The 21,574-nt window shown below is 60.9% G+C and carries 24 protein-coding genes; 4 read left to right on the forward strand and 20 right to left on the reverse strand.

The window, feature by feature from the left end; translation table 11 throughout:
* Positions 1-3: 3 nt before the first annotated feature.
* Both LOY50_RS20090 and LOY50_RS20095 read right to left on the reverse strand, forming a co-directional pair.
* Positions 4-624, reverse strand: coding sequence for a 2-dehydro-3-deoxy-6-phosphogalactonate aldolase (locus LOY50_RS20090; protein ID WP_258689003.1), 621 nt, complete (start codon positions 622-624; stop codon positions 4-6).
* A 19-nt stretch (positions 625-643) separates the two neighbouring features.
* Positions 644-1,624: a 2-dehydro-3-deoxygalactonokinase gene (locus LOY50_RS20095; protein ID WP_258689005.1), complete on the reverse strand. Its 981-nt coding sequence runs from the start codon at positions 1,622-1,624 to the stop codon at positions 644-646.
* A 188-nt stretch (positions 1,625-1,812) separates the two neighbouring features.
* On the opposite strand from LOY50_RS20095, the gene LOY50_RS20100 reads away from it, so the two are divergent.
* Positions 1,813-2,445, forward strand: a complete 633-nt coding sequence (locus LOY50_RS20100) for a glutathione S-transferase family protein (RefSeq protein ID WP_214509731.1) — start codon at positions 1,813-1,815, stop codon at positions 2,443-2,445.
* 5 nt (positions 2,446-2,450) lie between these two features.
* Here LOY50_RS20100 and LOY50_RS20105 read toward each other — a convergent pair whose 3' ends face one another.
* Complete coding sequence (locus LOY50_RS20105; RefSeq protein ID WP_003204214.1) at positions 2,451-2,933, reverse strand: GNAT family N-acetyltransferase; 483 nt, start codon at positions 2,931-2,933, stop codon at positions 2,451-2,453.
* A 117-nt stretch (positions 2,934-3,050) separates the two neighbouring features.
* Here LOY50_RS20105 and LOY50_RS20110 point away from each other — a divergent pair, with 117 nt between their 5' ends.
* The 3 genes from LOY50_RS20110 (at position 3,051) to LOY50_RS20120 (ending at position 4,549) form a co-directional block, all read left to right on the forward strand.
* Positions 3,051-3,707, forward strand: a complete 657-nt coding sequence (locus tag LOY50_RS20110) for an HD domain-containing protein (RefSeq protein WP_258689008.1) — start codon at positions 3,051-3,053, stop codon at positions 3,705-3,707.
* Positions 3,708-3,791: 84 nt separating this feature from the next.
* On the forward strand, positions 3,792-4,136 hold the full coding sequence (locus tag LOY50_RS20115; protein ID WP_258689010.1) for a hypothetical protein: 345 nt from the start codon (positions 3,792-3,794) through the stop codon (positions 4,134-4,136).
* A 32-nt stretch (positions 4,137-4,168) separates the two neighbouring features.
* Complete coding sequence (locus LOY50_RS20120) at positions 4,169-4,549, forward strand: Rho termination factor N-terminal domain-containing protein (RefSeq protein WP_258689012.1); 381 nt, start codon at positions 4,169-4,171, stop codon at positions 4,547-4,549.
* Between the two features lie 283 nt (positions 4,550-4,832).
* On the opposite strand, the gene araH is transcribed toward LOY50_RS20120, so the two are convergent.
* From araH to fabF, 17 genes are all read right to left on the reverse strand, one after another.
* Positions 4,833-5,801 (reverse strand): L-arabinose ABC transporter permease AraH, encoded by a 969-nt coding sequence (araH, locus tag LOY50_RS20125; RefSeq protein ID WP_253476812.1) that lies wholly within the window; start codon positions 5,799-5,801, stop codon positions 4,833-4,835.
* Positions 5,802-5,811: 10 nt separating this feature from the next.
* Entirely contained in the window at positions 5,812-7,356 is a 1,545-nt protein-coding gene (gene araG, locus LOY50_RS20130; protein WP_253476814.1) for an L-arabinose ABC transporter ATP-binding protein AraG, read from the reverse strand.
* 75 nt (positions 7,357-7,431) lie between these two features.
* Complete coding sequence (locus LOY50_RS20135; RefSeq protein ID WP_253476816.1) at positions 7,432-8,436, reverse strand: substrate-binding domain-containing protein; 1,005 nt, start codon at positions 8,434-8,436, stop codon at positions 7,432-7,434.
* Positions 8,437-8,611: 175 nt separating this feature from the next.
* Positions 8,612-9,430: an SDR family oxidoreductase gene (locus tag LOY50_RS20140; protein WP_258689014.1), complete on the reverse strand. Its 819-nt coding sequence runs from the start codon at positions 9,428-9,430 to the stop codon at positions 8,612-8,614.
* Between the two features lie 236 nt (positions 9,431-9,666).
* On the reverse strand, positions 9,667-10,542 hold the full coding sequence (locus LOY50_RS20145) for an SMP-30/gluconolactonase/LRE family protein (protein ID WP_258689015.1): 876 nt from the start codon (positions 10,540-10,542) through the stop codon (positions 9,667-9,669).
* Positions 10,539-11,285: a FadR/GntR family transcriptional regulator gene (locus LOY50_RS20150; protein WP_003204233.1), complete on the reverse strand. Its 747-nt coding sequence runs from the start codon at positions 11,283-11,285 to the stop codon at positions 10,539-10,541. The genes LOY50_RS20145 and LOY50_RS20150 overlap by 4 nt, the downstream gene beginning before the upstream one ends.
* Positions 11,286-11,860: 575 nt before the next feature.
* On the reverse strand, positions 11,861-12,421 hold the full coding sequence (locus LOY50_RS20155) for a DUF1285 domain-containing protein (RefSeq protein WP_258689016.1): 561 nt from the start codon (positions 12,419-12,421) through the stop codon (positions 11,861-11,863).
* A gap of 16 nt (positions 12,422-12,437) precedes the next feature.
* Positions 12,438-13,043 carry a DUF4823 domain-containing protein gene (locus LOY50_RS20160; RefSeq protein ID WP_063324923.1) on the reverse strand — a complete coding sequence of 202 codons (606 nt, stop codon included), beginning with the start codon at positions 13,041-13,043 and terminating at the stop codon, positions 12,438-12,440.
* Positions 13,044-13,308: 265 nt separating this feature from the next.
* Positions 13,309-14,277, reverse strand: a complete 969-nt coding sequence (locus LOY50_RS20165) for a GTP 3',8-cyclase MoaA (protein WP_058544656.1) — start codon at positions 14,275-14,277, stop codon at positions 13,309-13,311.
* A 153-nt stretch (positions 14,278-14,430) separates the two neighbouring features.
* The gene (locus LOY50_RS20170; RefSeq protein ID WP_003204240.1) at positions 14,431-15,069 is read right to left on the reverse strand and encodes a TetR/AcrR family transcriptional regulator; all 639 of its coding nucleotides are present in this window, start codon (positions 15,067-15,069) and stop codon (positions 14,431-14,433) included.
* A 384-nt stretch (positions 15,070-15,453) separates the two neighbouring features.
* Positions 15,454-16,248: a TatD family hydrolase gene (locus tag LOY50_RS20175; RefSeq protein WP_077505178.1), complete on the reverse strand. Its 795-nt coding sequence runs from the start codon at positions 16,246-16,248 to the stop codon at positions 15,454-15,456.
* A gap of 11 nt (positions 16,249-16,259) precedes the next feature.
* A complete protein-coding gene (locus LOY50_RS20180; RefSeq protein ID WP_253476826.1) occupies positions 16,260-16,616 on the reverse strand; it encodes a PilZ domain-containing protein in 357 nt (118 codons plus the stop codon).
* Between the two features lie 42 nt (positions 16,617-16,658).
* Positions 16,659-17,645 (reverse strand): DNA polymerase III subunit delta', encoded by a 987-nt coding sequence (locus LOY50_RS20185; protein ID WP_258689017.1) that lies wholly within the window; start codon positions 17,643-17,645, stop codon positions 16,659-16,661.
* On the reverse strand, positions 17,638-18,270 hold the full coding sequence (tmk, locus tag LOY50_RS20190; RefSeq protein WP_253476830.1) for a dTMP kinase: 633 nt from the start codon (positions 18,268-18,270) through the stop codon (positions 17,638-17,640). Before tmk ends, LOY50_RS20185 begins: the two co-directional genes overlap by 8 nt.
* A gap of 19 nt (positions 18,271-18,289) precedes the next feature.
* The gene (gene mltG, locus LOY50_RS20195) at positions 18,290-19,450 is read right to left on the reverse strand and encodes an endolytic transglycosylase MltG (RefSeq protein WP_258689018.1); all 1,161 of its coding nucleotides are present in this window, start codon (positions 19,448-19,450) and stop codon (positions 18,290-18,292) included.
* 3 nt (positions 19,451-19,453) lie between these two features.
* Positions 19,454-20,269, reverse strand: a complete 816-nt coding sequence (gene pabC / locus LOY50_RS20200) for an aminodeoxychorismate lyase (protein WP_258689020.1) — start codon at positions 20,267-20,269, stop codon at positions 19,454-19,456.
* Positions 20,269-21,513: a beta-ketoacyl-ACP synthase II gene (gene fabF / locus LOY50_RS20205; RefSeq protein ID WP_018613569.1), complete on the reverse strand. Its 1,245-nt coding sequence runs from the start codon at positions 21,511-21,513 to the stop codon at positions 20,269-20,271. Before fabF ends, pabC begins: the two co-directional genes overlap by 1 nt.
* Between the last annotated feature and the right edge of the window lie 61 nt (positions 21,514-21,574).

Consider the following 21,574-nt stretch of genomic DNA (forward strand, 5'->3'; position numbering starts at 1 on the left):
TCTTCAGTTCAAGGCGTTCCATGCGGCCACGTAGGCCTTGGCCCGCACCGCCACTTCATCCGCTGTCAGGCCCGGCTTGAACAGCCCGGAACCGAGGCCGAAACCCTTGACACCGGCGTCGACAAACACCGCCATGTTGTCCGGCGTAATCCCGCCCACCGGCACCAACACAGTCCCGGCCGGCAGTACCGCGAGCCAGGCCTTGACCACCGCCGGGCCCATTTGCTCGGCGGGGAACATCTTCAGTACATGGGCCCCTTCAGCCAGCGCGGCAAAGGCTTCGGTGGGCGTGGCGACGCCTGGCGACAGGTACAAACCCGCCGCTTTCGCCGCGCGCAGCACCTTCGGATCGCTGTGGGGCATGACGATCACTTGGCCGCCAGCGGCTTTCACCTGCTCGACCTGTTCCGGTGTGAGCACGGTACCGGCACCGATCAGGCAATCGGCGGGCAAGGTACTGCGCAGGATGCGGATGCTTTCGTACGGTTCGGGGGAATTGAGCGGCACTTCGATGACGCGAAATCCGGCGCTGTACAGGACTTCGCCGATGGCTGCCGCCTCTTCGGGACGCAGACCACGCAGGATCGCGATCAACCCGTTGTGCGCCAGTGCTTGTGCGAGCATGTGAGACCTCCAGTCAGGTTCAGGGGGCGGTGGAATCGAGCAACCCAGCCGCCACGGCCAGTTGCCACAAACCGCGTTCGGTGGCCTGTTCGGCCAAGACCACCCGGGCGAAGCCGCAGGCGTCTAGGGCCCGTTGATAACGGACACAGAGTTGGGAGTTGCCGATCAGCACCACCGTCGGCAGGTGCAGGCTGTCGCGGCGACGGCGTTGCACCTCGGCCAGCGCCGTCAGCTCATGGCCGATCAGCAGGCCCGAGAGGTAATCGGCCTGGGCGCTGGCCTCCAGTTCGCCGGTCAAGCCCAGGCTGCGAGCGCTGAACACCGTGGACAACGGCCCGATCCGGCCGTCCACCGACAACGCCACCTGTACGCCACGATCAAAGGCCACGCCATCGAAGGTCGTACTCCGTTGCTGGGTGCGGCCAAGAATGCTGTGGTCACTGAGCACGGCGAAGATCTCGCCGGTCATGAAGGTGTCGAAATGCACGATGCAGCCATCGGCCACTTCCACCCATTTCGAATGACTGCCGGGCAAACCGATCAGCACCGCTTCGTCCGGCAGGCTGTGCAAGGCGCCAAGCACCTGGGTTTCTTCACCGCGCATGACATTGGGCAAGCGTGAACGCTGAATCACGCCGGGCACAATGTGCACATCGACACCGCGAAGGCTGCGAACGGTTCGTAGGGAATGTCCGAGATTGGCGACGTTGGCGGGTGTGTCGCAGTACGGCGCTTCACGCCAGCCCTGAGCGCTGCCGACCATGCCGCAGGCAATGACAGGCAAGCCAGGCTGCGCATCGAGCCAATCGCCGCAGGCCTCGTCGAAGGCCAGTTCGAAACCGTCGATGCACACCCGGCCGGCCACGGTTCGCGGCCCGGAAGGCAACTGCATGATCCCCGATGACAGCGAGCGCTGCTCGAGCACCTCGCCACCGGCTGCGAGTTTGTAAGCCCGTAATGAGGTGGTCCCCCAATCGAGCGCGATCAATTGCGCCTGCATCCGCTTCACCTGTTCTGTTTTTTGGCAGTGAGTGGAACGGACTATAAACCTGGGCGCGACAATATCTCAATATATAAATATCACTCCCATATATTGGGATCTAGTAAACCAACCACAAAGCCAATCGCCATCCGTCCAAGACCCTGCTACGTTTCTGAACGGACGCCAAACAACTCAGGGAAAAAGTGATGGGACAACAGCTGAAAATCCTCGGCCGCACTTCCTCGATCAACGTCAGGAAAGTGCTGTGGACCTGCCAGGAACTGGAAATCGCCTACGAGCGCGAAGACTGGGGCATTGGTTTTTCTTCGACCCAAGACCCGGATTTCCTGGCCTTGAATCCCAACGCCCAGGTGCCGGTGATCATTGATGAGAACGGTGTGCTCTGGGAGTCGAACACCATTTGCCGCTATCTGGTGGGCAAACATGGGCGCAACGACCTGCTGCCTGTCGAACCTGCCGCACGGGCGCGTGTCGAGCAGTGGATGGACTGGCAAGCCACAGAGCTCAACCCGTCATGGGGTTACGCATTCCACGCCCTGGTACGCAAGAATCCGGACTTCCAGGACCCACAGCGCATCGCCGCCGGCGTCAAAGGCTGGAACGAGAAGATGGGTTTGCTGGAGCAGCAGTTGAACCGCACCGGCGCCTACGTGGCCGGTACGGCGTTTTCCCTTGCGGATGTGCTCATCGGCTTGTCGGTGCACCGCTGGCGCCAGGCGCCCATGGAGCGTCCCGACTATCCGGCCGTGGCGGCCTACTGCAAACGCCTCGAACAGCGACCGGGGTTTGCCGAGTACGCATCCGCCGCGCACTCATGAAGTGCTCAGTTGCCGTTAGCGAAATCCCGTAGCACCTTGCCGTCCATTCGGTAGCGCACCCACTCTTCCTGTGGTTGCGCGCCGAGGGATTTGTAGAACTCGATGGCCGGCGTGTTCCAGTCCAGCACACTCCATTCGAAACGCCCGCAATCGTTGTCACAGGCAACTTTCGCCAAATGGCGCAGCAACGTCTTGCCCGCCCCGCCACCGCGCTGGTCAGGCGTGATGTACAAGTCTTCGAGGTACAGGCAGTTGCTGCCCAGCCAGGTGGAATAACTGAAGAAAAACACCGCGAAACCGATTGGCACGCCATCACGCAGGCAGATCAACCCGTGGGCCGTTGCGCCTTCGCTGAACAGGCTGCGCTCGATGTCCGCCACACTGGCGATGACTTCGTGGCGGGCCTTTTCGTAATCGGCAAGCTCGGTGATGAAGGCAAGGATTTGAGGCGCATCGCTGGGTTGCGCAGGACGGATCTCGATGGACATGAACAGGCCTTGTAGCCAATTGAAAGCGCCATACTAAGCCGCCACGGGGCGCTCGTCACATATGAAAATGAACATCATCCACGAACCCACGAAGTACCGACATACAAAGGATCTGTCATGACCGCTGCCGTCTTTGCACCTTTTCAAACCGTCGCTGCCCAGTTGCTGCCTCACGCACTGGAGCCATCGGAGGATGGCGCTCACGATCTGTCACACCTGCAACGGGTCTGGCACAACGTACGCTTGCTCCACCGTCATGAAGGCGGTGACCTGCTTATCCTGCTGGCGGCAACGTTGCTGCATGACTGCGTGGCAGTGGAAAAGAATTCACCGCTGCGCGCCCAAGCCTCTCGCCTGGCAGCGGATAAGGCATCGACACTGTTGTCGACACTGAACTGGCCAAACGAAAAAATCAGCGCCGTTGCCCATGCCATCGAGGCTCACAGTTTTTCGGCCAATATCGCAGCAATCACACTCGAAGCCAAAATTCTCCAGGACGCCGACCGCCTAGACTCATTGGGCCTGCTCGGGGTGGCGCGCACATTCTATGTGGCCGGACGCATGGGCAGTGCGCTCTATGACCCTCAGGATCCGCAGGCCAAATCCCGGGATTACGATGATCGACGTTTCTGCCTCGATCATTTCCAGACCAAATTGTTGCACCTGGCCGACGGTTTCCAGACTGCCACCGGGCAACACATGGCGCTGACCCGTCACGAAAAACTAAAAAACTTCATGGAGCAATTCATGGAAGAAGCCGGACTCGACGACTAGACCATTCGTCGCACCCGAGGCACCAACCCAAATCCAGCGAGGCCCAAGATCAGGTAAGCATTCTGAAAAATGGAGGCGACACCCATGATCACTTCAAGGCTGACCGCGTTCACCTTCGCCGCGTTGCTGTCCTCGGTAGCCTTCGCGGCTTCGACCTCCGGCACCGGGCCGACCGATCCCGTGCAAGCGCCCAACTCCCCCGCCACGCAAGGCCTGCCCAAATTGAACACCGACGGTACCGGCGGCGGCCTGAACAATGGCCAGCCACCCGCCACCGGCACTGATCCGCGCGTGCAGGGTAATGACACGGGTCGTCAGGGCGGCATGAATACACCGGACTCGACAGCGCCTGATAACGCCGAGACCGGGGTGGGCTCGAAAACCACGACCGGTGGTTCGGGCTCCGAAGGTGGCTCCGCCAGCCAATAGCCTCTGCCCGGACATTTGAGGAGGAAGATCCCATGCCTCGTGGAAGCAAAGACAAATACACCGCCGAGCAAAAGCGCAAGGCCGCACACATTGAAAAAAGCTACGAGAAAAAAGGTGTGTCCGAGAACGAAGCCGAGGCACGCGCCTGGGCGACCGTGAACAAGCAGTCCGGTGGTGGCGAACGCTCCGGCGGTTCGGGCAAGGAAAAGCCGGCAACGGCCAAGAAAACCGACCGCAAGGAGTCGGCCCGCCGCGCCGCCAAGACCCGCGAAGGTCACCCGCGTACCAGCAAAGCCTCCCATGCGACTCAGACGGTGGACAGCCTGATGAAGGAGGCCCGGGCGAAAAACATTCCCGGGCGCTCGAGGATGCGTAAGCAGGAATTGGTTGAGGCGTTGCGCAAGGCGGGGTGATTGGTGGCGTCAGGGAGGACGCTATCGCGAGCAAGCTCGCTCCCACACTGAGTTCTGTGCTGTGCCGGGGTTCTGCGCCCTGGCACAAAAACCTGTGGGAGCGAGCTTGCTCGCGATGGCGGTGGGTCAGGTTAGCAAGTGTTGAATGGACCGACGCCATCGCGAGCAGGCTCGCTCCCACATTGGATCTGTGCTGTGCCGGGGTTCTGCGCCCTGGCACAAAAACCTGTGGGAGCGAGCTTGCTCGCGATGGCGGTGGATCAGTCGCCAGTAATCCTGCCGTCTAGCGCTGTTTCAAGCGGTCGATCACCACCGCCAGCAGCAGGATCGAGCCGCGGATGACGTATTGGTAGAAGGTGTCGATGTTCTTCAGGTTCATCGCGTTTTCGATGATCGCCAAAATCAGCACGCCGGCAATGACGTGGCGGATCATGCCGATACCACCGCTCAACGACACACCACCCAGCACGCAAGCCGAGATCACCGTCAGTTCGAAACCCTGGCCGATCATCGGCTGGCCCGAGGTCATGCGCGACGCCAGGATGACCCCGGCCAGGGCGCCGATCAAACCATGCACGGCGAAGATGATGATCTTGGTGCGATCAACGTTCACCCCCGCCAACAACGCCGCTTCCTGGTTGCCACCGATGGCCATGGTATTGCGCCCGTAGGTGGTGTAATTCAGCAGCCAACCGAAAAACAGAAAGCAGGCAATGGTGATCAGGATCGGCACCGGTACGCCGAACAATTGGCCGTTGCCGAACACGAAGAACGATTCCTGCGACACACCCACCGCTTTGCCGTTGGCAAAGATGTAGGCCAGGCCGCGGACGATCTGCATCGTTGCCAGGGTGGTGATCAACGCGTTGACCCGCAGCTTGGCGATGACGATGCCGTTGATCAGGCCGACGATCAGCCCCATCACCAGCGCCGCGCTGACGCCGAGGAACACGCTGTTGGTGTCGCGCATCACCACCGCCGCGACGACGCCGGCACAGGCAATCACCGAACCGACCGACAAGTCGAAGTGCCCGGACGCCAGGCAATACAACATGGTGCAGGCCGCGATGCCGGTGGTGGAAATCGCCAGGCCCAGGCCGCGCATGTTCAGCGGCGACAGGAAGTTGTCGATCATCAGGGTGCAGAGCACGAAGATGCCGATGGCCGCCAGCAGCATGACCCAGTCATCCAGGAAACGGCGCAGGTCCAGGGGTTTGCGTGCCGTTGGCAGTGCATTGTTTTGAATGGTCATGATTTACCTCTCAGTTCGCCGCGTCGGCAACGCGTTGGCGCGGCAGCGCCAGTTGCAGCAGGTTGGATTCGTTGGCCTGGTCACGCGGCAGCTCGCCGCGCATGGCCCCTTCGCAGAGCACCAGGATTCGGTCGGAAATGCCCATCACTTCCATCAGGTCGCTGGACACCACAATCACCGCGATACCGTCGGCTGCCAGGTTGTGGATAATCTGGTAGATCTCCGCCTTGGCGCCGATGTCGATGCCGCGAGTAGGCTCGTCCAACAGCAGGACTTTCATCGGCATCGACAACCAGCGACCAAGAATCGCCTTCTGCTGGTTGCCGCCGGACAGGTACATGATTTTCTGGCTGGCCGCCGGGGTCTTCACTTTCAGCGACTTGATCTGCTTGTCGGCATTGCCCCGCTCCCAGTCGCCACGCAACAGGCAGCCGAGCGTGGAATGAGACGGGCGCGCACTGATGTTGATGTTCTCGCCCACACTGCCCAACGGGATGATGCCTTCCTTCTTGCGATCCTCCGGGCAGAGCAGCACGCCCGCGGCGATGGCATCCCGAGGTGAACGCAGTTTCAGTTCCTTGTCGTGCAGGACGAGACTTCCTTCGCGCTGACGCTCCAAGCCACTGAGCAAGCGCAGCAGCTCGGTACGACCGGCGCCGACCAGCCCGAACAAGCCGAGAATCTCGCCCTTGTGCACCTGGAAACTCACCGGTTCGCGCAAGCCCGGCCCCAACAGGCCCTTCACGTGCAGCGCCACATCGCCGCGCTCCCGAGGACGGTAGTCATAGATGTCCTGGATATCGCGACCGACCATGCACGTGACGAGTTGATCATGGGTCAACTCGCTCATGTTCTCGAAGGTCCGCACGTAACGACCGTCCTTGAACACCGTCACCGCATTGCAGATGCGAAACACCTCTTCCATGCGGTGGCTGACGTAGAGCACCACTTTGCCCTCGTCTCGCAGCCGGCCGATGATCGCCATCAAACGGTCGATTTCCCGGGCAGAGAGGCTGCTGGTGGGCTCGTCGAAAGCAATGACGTGGGCACCACGAGACAAGGCCTTGGCGATTTCCACCAATTGGCGCTGGCCGAGGGACAGGCGACCGACTTTTTCCTGGGGGTCGATTTCGTCGGCCAGGCCTTTGAGCAGTGTCAGCGCCTGTTGGCGCAGCACGCCACGATTGACCAGGCCGAAACGTGCCGGCAAATGGCCAAGAAACAAATTTTCAGCGACGGTCATTTCCGGCACCAGGTGCAGCTCCTGGTGAATCACTGCCACACCGCTGGCGATGCTGTCAGCAGTGCCTTTGAACGCCATCGTCTGTTCGCCGATCTGCAAGTCGCCGCTGCTCGGGATGTAGGCACCGCCCAGGATCTTGAGCAGCGTGGACTTGCCGGCGCCGTTTTCACCCATCAAGGCATGGACCTGCCCCGGATGGGCCACGAAACTGATATTGGCCAGCGCCTGCACGCCGGGAAAGGACTTGCCGATCCCGTTGAATCGCAAGCTGCCGCCGATGTTGTGTTGCCGTGTCGCTGTTTGCGCTTGCATAACCACCTCGAACTTACAGAGATCAAGCGACCCCGCCACCCAAGTGACCAGGGCCGCTTTTGAATCAACCGGCCGTCAGTTCCACAGGCCGATTTTTTCCAGCTCTTGCTTGAAGTTCTCCCGGGTGATCAGCGTCACCTCGTCCATGGCGGTGTACTTCGGCGGCTCCTTGCCGGTGGTGATCCACTCGTACATCATTTCGGCGGTCTTGTAGCCTTCGATGTGCGGGCTTGGCAGCATCGAACCGAAGAAGCCGCTGTCAGGTTTCTTCAATTCACCGATAGCGTCGGTGCCGTTGATGCCGATGCCGATCACGTTCTTGGCATTGAACCCGGCGGCTTCGGTGGCGCGCACGCCGCCCAGCACGGTGTTGTCGTTCATGCCGCCGATGATCAGGTTTTTCGCGGCGCTTGGCAGCTTCACCAAGGCCGAGTTGGTGGAGTCCATGCTGCCGGGTACGTCGAGGGTTTTCAGCGCCGCCGTGAGGATGTGATCTTTCGGCATACCGGCATCTTCAAGAGACTTGATCGAACCATCGGTGCGCTTCTTGCCAGTGTCCAGTTCGTTGTAGGTGTTGATCACCGCATAGGTTTCTTTCCAATCCCAGCCGCGTTTTTTCGCTTCAGCGGCCATGGCGGCGCCCTGCTTCTGGCCGACTTCGAACGCGGCCATGCCCAGGTACGGTACGTCTTCCATGAACTTGCCATCGGAACCGACGAAGCGGTCGTCGACAGCGATCACTTTCATGTCATTGAGCTTGGCCTTGGCCACGATGGCCGGGCCGAGGGATACGTCCGGCGGGCAGATCACGAAGCCCTTGGCACCGTTGGCGGCCAGGCTGTCGATGGCCGAGAGGGTTTTCTCGCCGTCGGGCACGGCGATCTTGATCAACTGGAAGCCTTTATCCTTGGCCGCCTTCTCGGCAAACGCCCATTCGGTCTGGAACCAAGGCTCCTCGGCCTGCTTGACCAGGAAACCAATTTTTACCGCCTCGGCCGCCAGCAAGTGGCTGCTGAGGCTGACGGCGGTAACCGCCAGGGCGGCGCGACACAGGGAACGGATCCCACGACGATGTTTCATAGTTGACTCCTTGTTTTTTTTATTGAAAGCCAAACGTCCAGGTTTCTGCTCCACCGTCGGTGGAAATGCGCAGGCTGGGCGGTTACATCAAGTTGCTACACAGCATAGGCCTGAATAGTCATATCGTATGATGATTGGATTACAGGCGAAGTTTCCCACTGCAATCCAGGAATATTCAGTCGTGGTACATGACCGAACGTCCCCCATCGATGGTGATGCATGAGGCATTGATAAACGGTGCTTCGTCACTGGCCAGGAACACGGCCGTCATTGCCACTTCGATCGGTTGCCCGACGCGCCGTGGCGGGTGCAGATCCAGCGCACGCTGGCGTTCGGCATGGGGATCGGCAAAGCCGTTCCAGTAGTCGACGTTCAGTTGGGTTTCGATATAACCCGGGGCGATGGCGTTGACGCGTACCCCTTTGGGCGCGTATTCGATGCCCAGGGCGCGAGTCAGGCCGAGCAGGCCATGCTTGGCCACCGGGTAAGGGAAACAGCCGGGAATGATGTGGGACGAATGGACCGAGGCAATGTTGATGATGCTGCCCACGCCCTGCTCGATCATCTGTGGCAACACCGCCTTGCAACCGTACCAGGCGCCATCCAGGTCGATGGCGAAGCAGCGACGCCAGTCCTCTTCGGTCATTTCCAGTGGGTCGCGGAAGACATTGACGCCAGCGCAGTTGACCAACACATCGATGCGACCGTGCAGCTCAAGGGCGCGCCGGGCCATGGCCTGCAAGTCCTGCGGCTTCGACACATCGGCCTGCAGCGCTTGCACATCGGCCCCGCGCTCACGCCAGTGGGCGGCCACCGCCTCGACCTTCTGCGCCTGGATATCACTGATCACCAACCGGGCCTGTTGCGACGCGAACGCCGCGACGATGGCCTCGCCAATGCCTTGGGCGGCACCGGTCAACAGCACGACCTTGTCTTTCAGGCGCTCGCCCTTCGGTGGCTCCGGCACGGGGGGCAAGACCAAGGGCTCAGCCATGGTTTACGCCTCCTGCTCGCGGGCACGACAAAAACCGGGCATCCACGGATGACCGGCGCAAAGACGCTTGAAAAAACAGTGGCCGGCGTACGCCACCGGGGCGTACGGGGAAAGATCGTTGCATCACTTCACCTGTTTTGTTTTTTTAGTGTGAGTGCGTATTGCCGATGGAGCCGACTATAAACCCGGCCACCAAATAATCTCAATATATATATTTACATCCCATATTTTGGGATTCAGCCTGCAAACCTTGTACACGCCACGCCAGGCACATCGACACGCATCGACAGCACGGCACCGTCCAGCGGATGACCCAATGGGCTCGCCGCGCTGGTGATGTACAGCGTCTTGAGGTCTTCGCCGCCGAATACACAACTGGTCGGGCGGCTGACGGGCAGTTCGATCACCCGATCGACCTGTCCATCCGGGCTCAGCCGCAGCAGGCAACTGCCGTCCCAGCGAGCGTTCCAGATATAGCCCCGGGCATCCATCGCCGAGCCATCCGGGCCGCCACGGGGATGGGGGCCGAACCAGACCTCGGCAGGCGCCAGGTTGCCCTCAGGGTAGATAAAGTGCCGATACAACGTGCCATCCAGGCTCTCGCCGAAATACACCGTGGTGCCATCGGGGCTCCAGAGCAACGTGTTCGGAATACCCAGCCCGCGCAGCAAGGGCATGACCCTGCCATCACCGGCGACGCGAAACAGCCCGCCGGAACGCCGCTCGATCGGCAAGTCCTCGCCTTCGTCACCGATATTGTTCTGCATGGTGCCGAGCCAGAGTTGACCCAGGGCGTCGCAACGGGCCTCGTTGGGACGATTGCCTGGCTGGGGATCGGCCATGCACAGCAACGTCAGGCGCGGTTCCAGGCCCGGAGAATCGAGATCAAGGCGGTAGACCCCACTGCTCAGAGTCACCAAGGCGTCGCCACTCTGGGTCGGAATGAAAGCGGACACATGCTCGGGCATCTGCCAGATCTGTACGTTGGCGCCGATCAGCCGCAGTGCCTGCTTGCCGGCGATATCGACCCAATACAACGCCTGGGTCGGCTCGTCCCAGAAGGGCCCTTCGCCCAACTTCGCCCGGTGTTCCGTCACAGCCGTCCACTTCATTGAAACCTCCCGTTCCCGGCTTGCCCGGCAGCGTCTGTTCGACCGGCCATGACATTGGGGTAAAAGCGTTTGATGGCCAGGTCAGCGTTATCGATCAGGGTCATGCAGGCCCAGACGCCCCGCGCCGCGTCACGGGCGGCGATAGCGTCGGCGATGTCCTTGTGGATGGGCAAAGTGCGGCGCAGCTCATCCGGGTCGGCCGCCGATACTTCGAACGACACCGCCAGCAGCGCTCCGAGGGCCGGGACCATTTGCTCGATGAACTGATTATGGCTGGCCGCGAGGATGCACTCATGGAAAAACTGGTCGGCACGGTTGTAATCGGCGCCGCTGTCCACGGCGCGCTCCAGCGCATGGTAGGCCAGGCGGATCGCCTGCACCTGATCAGCCGTGGCCCGCTCACAGGCCCAGCGCACCGCCATCGGCTCGATGGTGCGACGCAGGTCCAGCAAGTCATCGACAAAATTTTCCGGTAGGCCGCTGCGTGACAGCCAGCCAACCACTTGGGGGTCGAACAGGTTCCAGCGCCGCACCGGCAATACCCGCGTGCCGACTTTCGGCCCGACTTCCAGCATGCCTTTGGCCACCAGGGTCTTGATCGCCTCGCGAATCACCGTGCGACTGACGCCCAGTTGCTCGCCCAAGTCCGCTTCGACCTTGATGGTTTGCCCAGGCTTGACCTGACCGGCGGCTATCCAGCCCCCCAGCCAATCGACGGTCGATGCATGAAAACTGCTGGACATGAAAACCCCGCGGACCACTCTTATTGGAGGCCCACGCTAATCATCATACGATTGGGTGTCAATTTGAATTTTGCATACCCCTGTGGGAGCGAGCTTGCTCGCGATAGCGGTGGGTCAGTTAAGGAGGTGTTGGATGTGCCGGCGTCATCGCGAGCAAGCTCGCTCCCACAGTAGATTCCGGGCGTTCACATTGTTTGTGTTCACCACACATCTGGTGTGGGAGCGAGCTTGCTCGCGATAGCGGTAGGTCAGCTGAGAAGAGGTTGGATGTGCCGGCGTCATCGCGAGCAAGCTCGCTCCCACAGTAGATCCCGAGCGTTCACATTGTTTGTGTTCGCTACACATCTGATGTGGGAGCGAGCTTGCTCGCGATAGCGGTGGGTCAGTTAAGGAGATGTTGGATGTGCCGGCGTCATCGCGAGCAAGCTCGCTCCCACAGTAGATTCCGGGCGTTCACATTGTTTGTGTTCGCTACACATCTGATGTGGGAGCGAGCTTGCTCGCGATAGCGGTGGGTCAGTGGAGAGATGTTGGATGTGCCGGCGTCATCGCGAGCAGGCTCGCTCCCACAGGGGTTATGGTTCCAGGCCTATGGGGAAAAATTCGCCGCTGCTCCACACGCCCAACCAGCGCTGCCCGTCGATCTCGCGGCTGACCGCCAGCTCTACCAGTTGGTAGAAGACATTGCGATGGATCAGCGCTTCGAGATTGCTGCGCACATGCACGTAGGGCGCAGGTTCCTGGGTCTGGGGATCGATCACCACCCGCAGCGGATGCTCGGCACCGGCCTCGGTGGTTTCCTCGACATTGGTGGTGAAGCGCAACAATTGCCCTTCCCCCTGCCCTTCGACCTCAAGGGTCACGGCCACGAACGGCGCGTCATCGACCTTGATGCCGACTTTTTCCACAGGGGTAATCAGGAAGTAATCATCGCCGTCGCGGCGGATGATGGTGGAGAACAGCTTGACCATCGGCTTTCGCCCGATGGGCGTACCCAGGTAGTACCAGGTGCCGTCCCGGGCGATGCGCATGTCGATGTCGCCGCAGAAGTCGGGATTCCACAAGTGGACCGGCGGCAGGCCTTTGGTCTTGGGGATCTGCCCCAGCAAGTCATTGGCTTTTTGCGGTCCGCTCATGGTGACTCCTGATTATTTATTCGTCGCTCATCCCCAGCAGGCTACGGGCATATTCACGCAAAGGCGTGGCGATGAGGTCTTGTGGCTGCTTGTCGTGCAACGTCAGTAAACCGCCACGACTCTTGATCCGTGCAGTATCAATCAAATACTGGGTGCTGGTCTCGATCAACATGATTTGAATCACGCTGGTATCGACACCCAAGCGATCCAAGGCTTCTTCATCCTGCCATTCGTCAGTGTTGCCGATGCGGTTGTCAGCCTTGGCGAAGCGGGTGTACAGCAAATAATGGGCGCCGGCGGAACGGGCCTCGCCCATGGCCTGGTCGAGGCCTTCGGGAACGCGGGCGCGACGGACCATGGGGAAATATTCGATGAAGCCATTGAAGGCTTCTTCGGCCACGACGTTGGGACGCGGATAAGCGCTGCCTGGCGGAGCGAAAGCGCCCTGGGCGATGTAGATGAACGAGTCGGGCTGAATACGCAGGTTGTTCACACGACGGCTGTCGCTATGGTCCAGCAGGCCGGCGTCGCTCATGTGATAACGAACGCCCTCTCCCATGTCGCTGACATTCATGCAGCCACCAAGCGCCAAAATGGCCAGCAGCAAAACCAGGCTACGCATCCTACCCTCCAAAGAACCGGTGTCGGAAAACCGGCGAATGGTCGTGGGATGCAGCTTTTGCGCCAGCTTGCAGGATGAAGGTGCGCAGTAACCCGTAGGAGCTGCCGAAGGCTGCGATCTTTTGATCTTGATCTACTGGGCGTTCACTCACGACTCAATGGTTTGGGTAAAGATCGCAGCCTCGTTGCACTCGACAGCTCCTACAGCTCCTACAGCTCCTACAGCTCCTACAGCTCCTACAGCAGAGTGCACCTGGTCGAGTCGGTCAGCCGCCGATGATTTTCATGATGGTCGCCCCGCCGGAGAATGCCACTTCCTGCTTGTCCCCCAACGCCTTGACCAACAAGCGCTGAAGCGCCGGCAAGGCCTGGTGGCGGGGCTTGTCCAGCAGATCGCCGACGAAGTGACGGTTACTCGACGACAGGCAGCCATGCAGCCAACCCGTGGAAGACAACCGCAACCGTGAGCAGGTACGGCAGAAAGGCACGCTTTCGTTGGCGATCACGCCAAAGTGCCCCAGCCCCGGTATCTCATAGCGCACCGCGGTAGCATCTACCGGCGCATCGGCTTGCAGGTATTCGTACTGATCGCCGATCAGGCTGAGCAGTTGCTGGAGGCTGACGAACTGCTGCAAAAATGCGTTGGAATCGCTGGCCAGGTGTCCCATGCGCATCAACTCGATGAAACGCAACTCATAGCCACGTTCCAGGCAGTATTCGAGCAAAGGCATCACCTGGTCCAGATTCTGCCCGCGCAACGGCACCATGTTGACCTTGATCTTCATCCCGGTGGCCCGGGCCTGCTCCATACCATCAAGCACAGTCGCCAGGTCGCCGCCACGGGCGATACTGCGAAACGCGGCAGGGTCCAGGGTGTCGAGGGAAACGTTGATGCGACGGATACCGGCGTCTACCAGCAAGGGCAGTTTTTTCGCCAGCAACTGGCCATTGGTCGTCAGGCTGATGTCCTCCAGGCCCATCTGCCCCACCGCCATCATGAAACGCTCGAGCTTGGGGCTGACCAACGGTTCGCCGCCAGTGATGCGCAGCCGCTCGATGCCGGCGGCCTCGATCAAATAGGCCACGCCACGCGCCATGGCCTCGGCTGACAGCTCATCCTGCGCAGCCACCAACCGCTTGCCGTCAGGCACGCAATAGGTACAGGCGTAATTGCAGGCTGAGGTCAGGCTTATCCGCAGATTACGGAAACGCCTGCCTTGACGGTCAACGATCATGGATCACTCCGGCACGAGAAAAAACGGACTCACGAAAATTGACCTAGAAATCAAGATTTCGCAAGACCCAAGCCCGAGTATATTACTGGGACACTGCGCCATGTAAGCGGACATGGCGCAATAAGACAGCTGAATGTCTTGGCCTGTGCGGCCTTAGCTGCTCGGGACGTCAGTATCGCGCTTGCGCTTGTTGCCCATGCGCACGCCGATGTCCATCAGGAACTGGAAGAAACCTTCCTGGTCTTCCAGCACGTTGCTCCAGAACGGCGAGTGATACAGCGCCACAGCGCCGTGCACCAGCGCCCAGGCAGCGCAGTAATGGAAATAAGGCGGCACGTCTTCGAGCTTGCCTTCGCTGATCCGGCCCTTGATCAGCAGGGTCAGACGTTCGAAGTTCGAGGCGCGGATCTTGTGCAGCTCCTCGACCATCTCCGGCACCTGGTTGCCCTTGACCACCTTCTCTTCCAGGCGATCGAACAAGCGGTAGCGCTGCGGGTCGCGCATGCGGAACTCGAAGTAGGCCCGGGACAGGGCCTCCTTGTCCTTGTCCACATCGGCCGAGTGCAGCAGCTCGTTCAAATCGCGCTCGTAGTCGAGCATCAGGCGCAGGTAGATCTCCGCCTTGGATTTGAAATGTTTATAAATCGTGCCTTTGCCGATACCCACGGCATCCGCAATCATCTCGACGGTGACACTGTCTTCACCCTGGTCGAGGAACAACTTGAGCGCGGTGTCGAGAATTTCCTGCTCGCGGCGGCGAAACTCACGGACCTTACGGGGTTCTTTGTGCATAAGAAAAAGGTCTGAAGGGTCAAAATTCGAAGCCGGGTATTATGCCTAACTTACGCAAAAATGCACGGATCATCCGTTCTCGGCCACTGTTCTTCACAAAACCGTACACACCCGGCTCGCCGTTTCCCACACCAATGCGCCGCGCCTGCGAGCTTTGGCGACAGTGAGAACTTATCCGAAGCGAGCGTATTCCAAATTTGTTTAAAAACCGCCCCGGCCAGACTGGACGGGTTGGCATACTGATCAATACTTGAACTGTCAGCGCGACATCTCCCCCAAGTGACGCGCTGATGAAGGTACCAACGGACCGCGTACCTTTGTTTTACTCCTAATGGTCTTAACCCGGATTCACCCCCCAGAACCCGGGTTTTTTTTGCATGGAATTCAGGCTTGCGCCGCACGCACGTGAGCCAGTGGAAACAATTGCTTAAAATTTTCCGTCGTCTGCTCGGCAAACCGTTCGTAGGACTCACCGCGCAGCATCGCCAGGAACTCTGCCACTTCCCGTACGTATTGCGGAAGGTTCGGCTTGCCACGATAGGGAATGGGCGCCAGGTAAGGCGAGTCGGTCTCCACCAACAGCCGATCAGCCGGCACCTTGCTGGCTACGTCGCGTAATGCATCGGCATTGCGGAACGTGACAATCCCGGACAAGGAAATGTAATAGCCCATGTCCAGGGCGGCCTTGGCCATGTCCCAGTCTTCGGTGAAGCAATGCAGCACCCCGGCCTGGGGCAGCGCGGCGTCACGCAGCAAGGCCAGGGTGTCGGCCCGGGCGCCACGGGTGTGGATGATCACCGGCTTGCCGGTTTGCCGGGCGGCCTCCAGGTGCAGTCGGAATGACGCCTGCTGCACGTCGGCAGCTTCCGGTTCGTAGTGATAGTCCAGGCCGGTTTCGCCGATGGCGACTACCCGTGGATGGTCCAGCTCACGCAACAGCCAATCGAGCGCCGGCGCGGCATCGGGCTGGACATCCAGCGGGTGGACACCGACCGAGCAATCGACATCGGCATAACGTTCGGCCAGGGCCTTGACGTCGGCGGCGTTGTCGACGCTGACGCCGATGCACAGGAAATGACCGACACCCCGCTCACGAGCCGCGTCCAACGCAGCATCCAGGGAGCCGCCATGGGCAGCGAGGTCGAGACGGTCAAGGTGACAATGGGAATCTACAAGCATAAAAGGCCGGGCTACATCGTATGAGTGGAACGGTCGGACTTCAGGGAGCCGGCCAAGTGGGTTTCGATCTGATTGCGGGCGGAATTGTCGCCGTCGCTGAATTGCACGCCGACGCCGGCGGCCCTGTTGCCCTGGGCGCCTTTGGGGGTTATCCAGATCACCTTGCCGGCGACCGGGATCTTTTCCGACTCATCCATCAGGCTCAAGAGCATGAACACTTCATCACCCAAGCGATAATTCTTGTTGGTCGGAATGAACAGGCCGCCGTTCTTGATGAAGGGCATGTAGGCGGCGTAGAGCACCGACTTGTCCTTGATGGTCAGGGACAGGATGCCGTTGCGTGGCCCGGGACTGACAGGTTCGTTCATGCTGATCTCCGCTGCGATTGAGCTGAGTTTAGGCGGTACCTGTCAGTTTCGACCAGGCAAACTCGCCCACTGCACCAACAGCGCCTCGAGCAACAGCACCCGGTTGAGGTTCGCTTTGCCCAGCACCTTCTGACGTTGGGCAAGAATCCAGTCCTGAATGTTCAAGATTTTATCCTGGCTGCTTTTTTGCGCCAGGTACTGGATCACCTTGCGCATGTCCGCCAACCCCAAGCCAGCCTCGTCCTCGGTCAATTGGTAACGCAGGATCAGGCTCGACCAGTCGCAGAACCAGTCAAACAGCAAGAGCAACGGGATCGCGTTCCAACCCTCGGCCAGTTGCGTGGGGGATTGCTGCTGCTTGAGGAGTTTCTTGACCCCGTCCACCACCAAAGCTCGCTGCTCCCGCACGCCCTGGGCCTGAAGGCTGACAGCCGCCAGGGGCGAGCCGGCCGCCAGGGTCAGCAGCTCGACACGCTCTTCGTCGCTGCTGTCGGGCAAGGCCTGGGCCAGCCACTGCAAGCTCATCGCCTCGCTCGGCAGCGGGCAGGCCTGTTGCACGCAGCGACTCTTGATGGTCGGCAGCAAGCGACTCGGCTGGTGGCTGACCAGCAACAGCACGGTGTCGCCAGAAGGTTCTTCGAGACTTTTGAGCAAGGCGTTGGCAGCGTTGATGTTCATCGATTCGACGGGTTCGATCAGCACCACCTTGCGCCCGCCCATCTGCGAGGTCTGGACCACGAAGCTGACCAAGTCCCGAACCTGGTCGACCTTGATCGCCTTGTCCGCTTCTTCCGGTTCCAGCACGTAATTATCGGGATGGCTGCCCGCCTTGAGCAGCAGGCAGGACTTGCACTCGCCGCAGGCATTCGAGACACCCGGGCGCTGGCACAGCAGGCTGGCCATCAGGCGCTCGGCCAGTGCCCGCTTGCCGATGCCGGCCGGGCCGTGCAACAGATAGGCATGGGCATGCTGGGCACGACCGGCCAGTTGCTGCCAGAGGCTGTCTTGCCAGGGATAGGCTTCAGCCACGGACACGCTCCAGCAAACGCGGCAGCAAGCCGTCCAGGGACTGCTGGACCTGGGTCAGCGGTTGCGCGGCATCGATCAGCAGGTAACGTGCCGGATCGGCCTTGGCGCGACTCAGAAAGGCACTGCGCACGGCATTGAAGAAAGCCTGGCCCTCAAGCTCGAAACGATCCAGGCGACCACGGGCACTGGCGCGGGCCAGGCCGATTTCCACCGGCAGGTCGAACACCAGGGTCAGGTCTGGTCGCAGGTCACCCTGGACGAAGGTTTCCAACGCGGCGATGCGCTCCACGGACAAGCCCCGGCCGCCGCCCTGGTAGGCATAGGTCGAATCGGTAAAACGATCGCAGAGCACAACGGCGCCACGGGCCAGCGCCGGGCGAATCACCTCGGCCAGATGCTGTGCCCTGGCCGCGAACACCAGCAACAGCTCGGTGTCGGGGTTCATGACCTCTTCAATGGGAGCCAGCAGCACCTCGCGAATTCGCTCGGCCAGCGGCGTACCGCCCGGCTCGCGGGTCAACACCACCTCGATGCCGGCAGCCCGCAGGCGTTCGGCCAGGTATTCGCGGTTAGTGCTCTTGCCGGCGCCTTCCGGGCCTTCCAGCGTTATAAACAAGCCAGTCACAGGCGATCCTTAATCAAAGTCATTGCGGGCTCGGCGGCTCGCTGGCATCCGGTTCGGGAGCAGGCACTTGGGGCGGCACCTGGGGCACGGCTTCCGGCGCCGTTTCGGGTGATGCCGCGGGAATGGGTGCCTGCTCGTCCGGTGTTGCCGGGGCCGGACTGGAGCGGTAATCGGCACGGCGCTTGAGTTGGAATTCGCGCACCGCGTTGTTGTGCGACTCCAGGTCATCGGAAAACACGTGGCTGCCATCACCGCGCGCGACGAAGTAAAGGCTATTGCCCGACGCCGGGTTCAATGCCGCATGAATCGCTTCGCGCCCCACCATCGCAATCGGCGTCGGCGGCAAGCCCGGGATCAGGTAGGTGTTATAGGGGTTTTCTTCTTTCAGATGGGCGCGGGTGAGTTTGCCGGTGTAGCGCTCGCCCAGGCCATAGATCACCGTGGGATCGGTCTGCAGCAGCATGCCCAGGCGCATGCGCCGAACAAAGACGCCGGCAATCTGCCCGCGTTCCTGGGGTACGCCGGTTTCCTTCTCCACCAACGACGCCATGATCAGCGCTTGATACGGCTGGGTGTAAGGCACATCGGCGGCACGCAGTGCCCACTCCTTGGCGAGCACGTCTTCCAAGCGGTCGTAGGCTTTTTGCAGCAGGTCGACATCCGAGGTGCCGCGCACGAAGCGATAGGTGTCGGGGAAAAACCGGCCTTCGGGAAATATCCCGGAGTGACCAAGACGGTCCATGACCTGGGCGTCGCTCAAGCCGGTGAGGGTCTGCTGGAGCTTTTCATCCTTGGTCAGCGCGGCGCGCACCTGACGGAAATTCCAGCCCTCCACCAGCGTCACGCTGTACTGCACCACTTCGCCGCGTTTCCAGACGCCGATCAGGCCCTCCATGGTCATGCCCGGCACCATCCGATATTCACCGGAATGCAGTGGCTGGTCGGCAAGATTGAAGCGCCAATAGATCCGCAGCCAGAAGGCGTCCTTGATCAGGCCATCGGCTTCGAGGCGCTTGAGGGTTCCGGTCGGGGTGGTCCCGTTGGGCACGTCCAGCAATTCTTCCTGGGTGATGTTCAGCGGCTGTTGCAGCGCCGAATGAATCTTCCAGGCCGAAGCGCCCAACAACAGCCCTGCCAGAACCAGTCCGGTCTCCAGCAGCAGCAAGAATTTACGTCTCACGAATCAAACATCCAATAGCGCACGGGCAAGGGTTTGCAGTTTACGGGTGAGCGGGCCAACCGACCAGCGCGCCGAACTGCATCCGCGTACCGGCCACACGCCATAAACGCTGTTGCAGACGAAGACTTCATCAGCCTGGTGCAGCTGTTCGAGACTGATGTCCGTGATTTGCGTGGCGATGCCCAGGGACTTGGCTTGAAACAATAATTCTGCACGCATCACGCCGGCCACGCCGCAACGGCTCAGGTCCGCCGTGAACAACACGCCATCGCGCACCAGGAACAGGTTGCTGAACACACCTTCGATCACCCGTCCGGACGTATCCAGCATCAAGCCTTCGGCGTACTGCCCATCGTTCCATTCGGCACGGGCCAGCACTTGTTCCAGGCGATTGAGATGCTTGAGGCCGGCGAGCAAGGGCTGCTCGGACAACCGCACGCTGCAGGGAAACAGCAGAACGCCTTGTTCGGCATGGGCGGCGGGATAAGCGGCGGGTGGGCTCCCTTGCAGGATGCGTCGGGCCGGGGTCGAGGGATCTGCGGCATAACCGCGCAGACTGTCGCCACGGGTCACGATCAGCTTCAGTACGCCGGCGCCCAGGCAGCGGGCATAGGCATTCAACTCGGTGCTCAACGCGCTCATGTCGACATTGAACGCCAACCGCCGGCAACCGGTTTCCAGGCGTTGCAGGTGACGCTCCAGCAACACTGGCGCGCCATCGTGCACGGCGAGGGTCTCGAACAACCCATCGCCGTAAGCCAGGCCGCGATCTTTCAGCGACAGGACGTCGGCCGGCTGACCGTCGACCCAGCTTTCCATCAACCGGCGAACCGGCGGAACACCAGCGAACCGTTGGTCCCGCCAAAGCCGAAGGAGTTGGACAGCACCACATCGATGTCCATGCTACGGGCAGTGTGCGGCACGAAGTCCAGGTCGCAGCCTTCGTCCGGCTCATCGAGGTTGATGGTCGGCGGCGCTGTCTGGCTGTTGATCGCCAGGACGCTGAAGATCGCTTCCACCGCCCCAGCCGCACCCAGCAGGTGACCGGTCATGGACTTGGTCGAGCTGACCGCCAGCTTGTAGGCGTGTTCGCCGAACACGGTCTTGATCGCCTGGGCTTCGGCCAGGTCGCCGGCCGGGGTCGAAGTGCCGTGGGCGTTGATGTACTGCACCTGCTCGCCGTTGAGCTTTGCATCACGCAGGGCGTTGGCGATGCAACGGGCAGCACCGGCGCCATCGGCCGGTGGCGACGTCATGTGGTACGCATCGCCACTGGTGCCAAAGCCGATCAATTCAGCGTAGATGGTCGCGCCGCGCGCCTTGGCGTGCTCCAGCTCCTCGAGCACCAGCGCACCGGCACCGTCGGACAGCACGAAGCCATCGCGGCCCTTGTCCCACGGCCGGCTCGCGCGGGCCGGCTCGTCGTTGCGGGTCGACAGCGCACGGGAAGCACCAAAGCCACCCATGCCCAGGCCGCAAGCCGCCATCTCGGCGCCACCGGCAATCATCACGTCGGCTTCGTCGTACATGATGTTGCGCGCGGCCATGCCGATGCAGTGGGTACCGGTGGTGCACGCCGTGGCAATGGCGTAGTTAGGTCCCTGGGCACCCAGGTGGATGGACAGAAAACCGGAAATCATGTTGATGATCGAGCCCGGCACGAAGAACGGAGAAATCCGTCGCGGCCCCGATTCGTGCAGCGTGCGGCTGGTTTCTTCGATATTGGTCAAGCCGCCAATACCCGAACCCATGGCCACGCCGATGCGTTCACGGTTGGCGTCGGTGACTTCCAGCCCGGCGTTGCGCACTGCCTGGAAACCGGCTGCCAAGCCGTATTGAATGAACAGGTCAAGCTTGCGAGCTTCCTTGACCGACAGGTATTCCTCGACATTGAAGCCCTTTACCGAGCCGCCAAAACGGGTGGAATAGGCAGAAAGGTCGGTGTGTTCGATCAGACCAATGCCACTGCGGCCAGCCAGAATGCCCTGCCAACTGCTCGGCACATCCGTGCCCAGTGGCGACAACATACCCATACCGGTGACTACGACGCGTCTACGCGACACAGCACTCTCCTTTTTCTAATGACGACTTTGCATCAGGCCTAAAGAAAAAACCGCACGCCGT

The organism is Pseudomonas sp. B21-010 (assembly GCF_024749325.1).
Taxonomy (GTDB): domain Bacteria; phylum Pseudomonadota; class Gammaproteobacteria; order Pseudomonadales; family Pseudomonadaceae; genus Aquipseudomonas; species Aquipseudomonas kilonensis.

Excerpts from the sequence above, each read along its gene's own strand:
- LOY50_RS20090 (WP_258689003.1), bottom strand. The coding sequence starts at position 624 with ATGCTCGCACAAGCACTGGCGCACAACGGGTTGATCGCGATCCTGCGT.
- LOY50_RS20095 (WP_258689005.1), bottom strand. The coding sequence starts at position 1,624 with ATGCAGGCGCAATTGATCGCGCTCGATTGGGGGACCACCTCATTACGG.
- LOY50_RS20100 (WP_214509731.1), top strand. The coding sequence starts at position 1,813 with ATGGGACAACAGCTGAAAATCCTCGGCCGCACTTCCTCGATCAACGTC.
- LOY50_RS20105 (WP_003204214.1), bottom strand. The coding sequence starts at position 2,933 with ATGTCCATCGAGATCCGTCCTGCGCAACCCAGCGATGCGCCTCAAATC.
- LOY50_RS20110 (WP_258689008.1), top strand. The coding sequence starts at position 3,051 with ATGACCGCTGCCGTCTTTGCACCTTTTCAAACCGTCGCTGCCCAGTTG.
- LOY50_RS20115 (WP_258689010.1), top strand. The coding sequence starts at position 3,792 with ATGATCACTTCAAGGCTGACCGCGTTCACCTTCGCCGCGTTGCTGTCC.
- LOY50_RS20120 (WP_258689012.1), top strand. The coding sequence starts at position 4,169 with ATGCCTCGTGGAAGCAAAGACAAATACACCGCCGAGCAAAAGCGCAAG.
- araH (WP_253476812.1), bottom strand. The coding sequence starts at position 5,801 with ATGACCATTCAAAACAATGCACTGCCAACGGCACGCAAACCCCTGGAC.
- araG (WP_253476814.1), bottom strand. The coding sequence starts at position 7,356 with ATGCAAGCGCAAACAGCGACACGGCAACACAACATCGGCGGCAGCTTG.
- LOY50_RS20135 (WP_253476816.1), bottom strand. The coding sequence starts at position 8,436 with ATGAAACATCGTCGTGGGATCCGTTCCCTGTGTCGCGCCGCCCTGGCG.
- LOY50_RS20140 (WP_258689014.1), bottom strand. The coding sequence starts at position 9,430 with ATGGCTGAGCCCTTGGTCTTGCCCCCCGTGCCGGAGCCACCGAAGGGC.
- LOY50_RS20145 (WP_258689015.1), bottom strand. The coding sequence starts at position 10,542 with ATGAAGTGGACGGCTGTGACGGAACACCGGGCGAAGTTGGGCGAAGGG.
- LOY50_RS20150 (WP_003204233.1), bottom strand. The coding sequence starts at position 11,285 with ATGTCCAGCAGTTTTCATGCATCGACCGTCGATTGGCTGGGGGGCTGG.
- LOY50_RS20155 (WP_258689016.1), bottom strand. The coding sequence starts at position 12,421 with ATGAGCGGACCGCAAAAAGCCAATGACTTGCTGGGGCAGATCCCCAAG.
- LOY50_RS20160 (WP_063324923.1), bottom strand. The coding sequence starts at position 13,043 with ATGCGTAGCCTGGTTTTGCTGCTGGCCATTTTGGCGCTTGGTGGCTGC.
- LOY50_RS20165 (WP_058544656.1), bottom strand. The coding sequence starts at position 14,277 with ATGATCGTTGACCGTCAAGGCAGGCGTTTCCGTAATCTGCGGATAAGC.
- LOY50_RS20170 (WP_003204240.1), bottom strand. The coding sequence starts at position 15,069 with ATGCACAAAGAACCCCGTAAGGTCCGTGAGTTTCGCCGCCGCGAGCAG.
- LOY50_RS20175 (WP_077505178.1), bottom strand. The coding sequence starts at position 16,248 with ATGCTTGTAGATTCCCATTGTCACCTTGACCGTCTCGACCTCGCTGCC.
- LOY50_RS20180 (WP_253476826.1), bottom strand. The coding sequence starts at position 16,616 with ATGAACGAACCTGTCAGTCCCGGGCCACGCAACGGCATCCTGTCCCTG.
- pabC (WP_258689020.1), bottom strand. The coding sequence starts at position 20,269 with ATGGAAAGCTGGGTCGACGGTCAGCCGGCCGACGTCCTGTCGCTGAAA.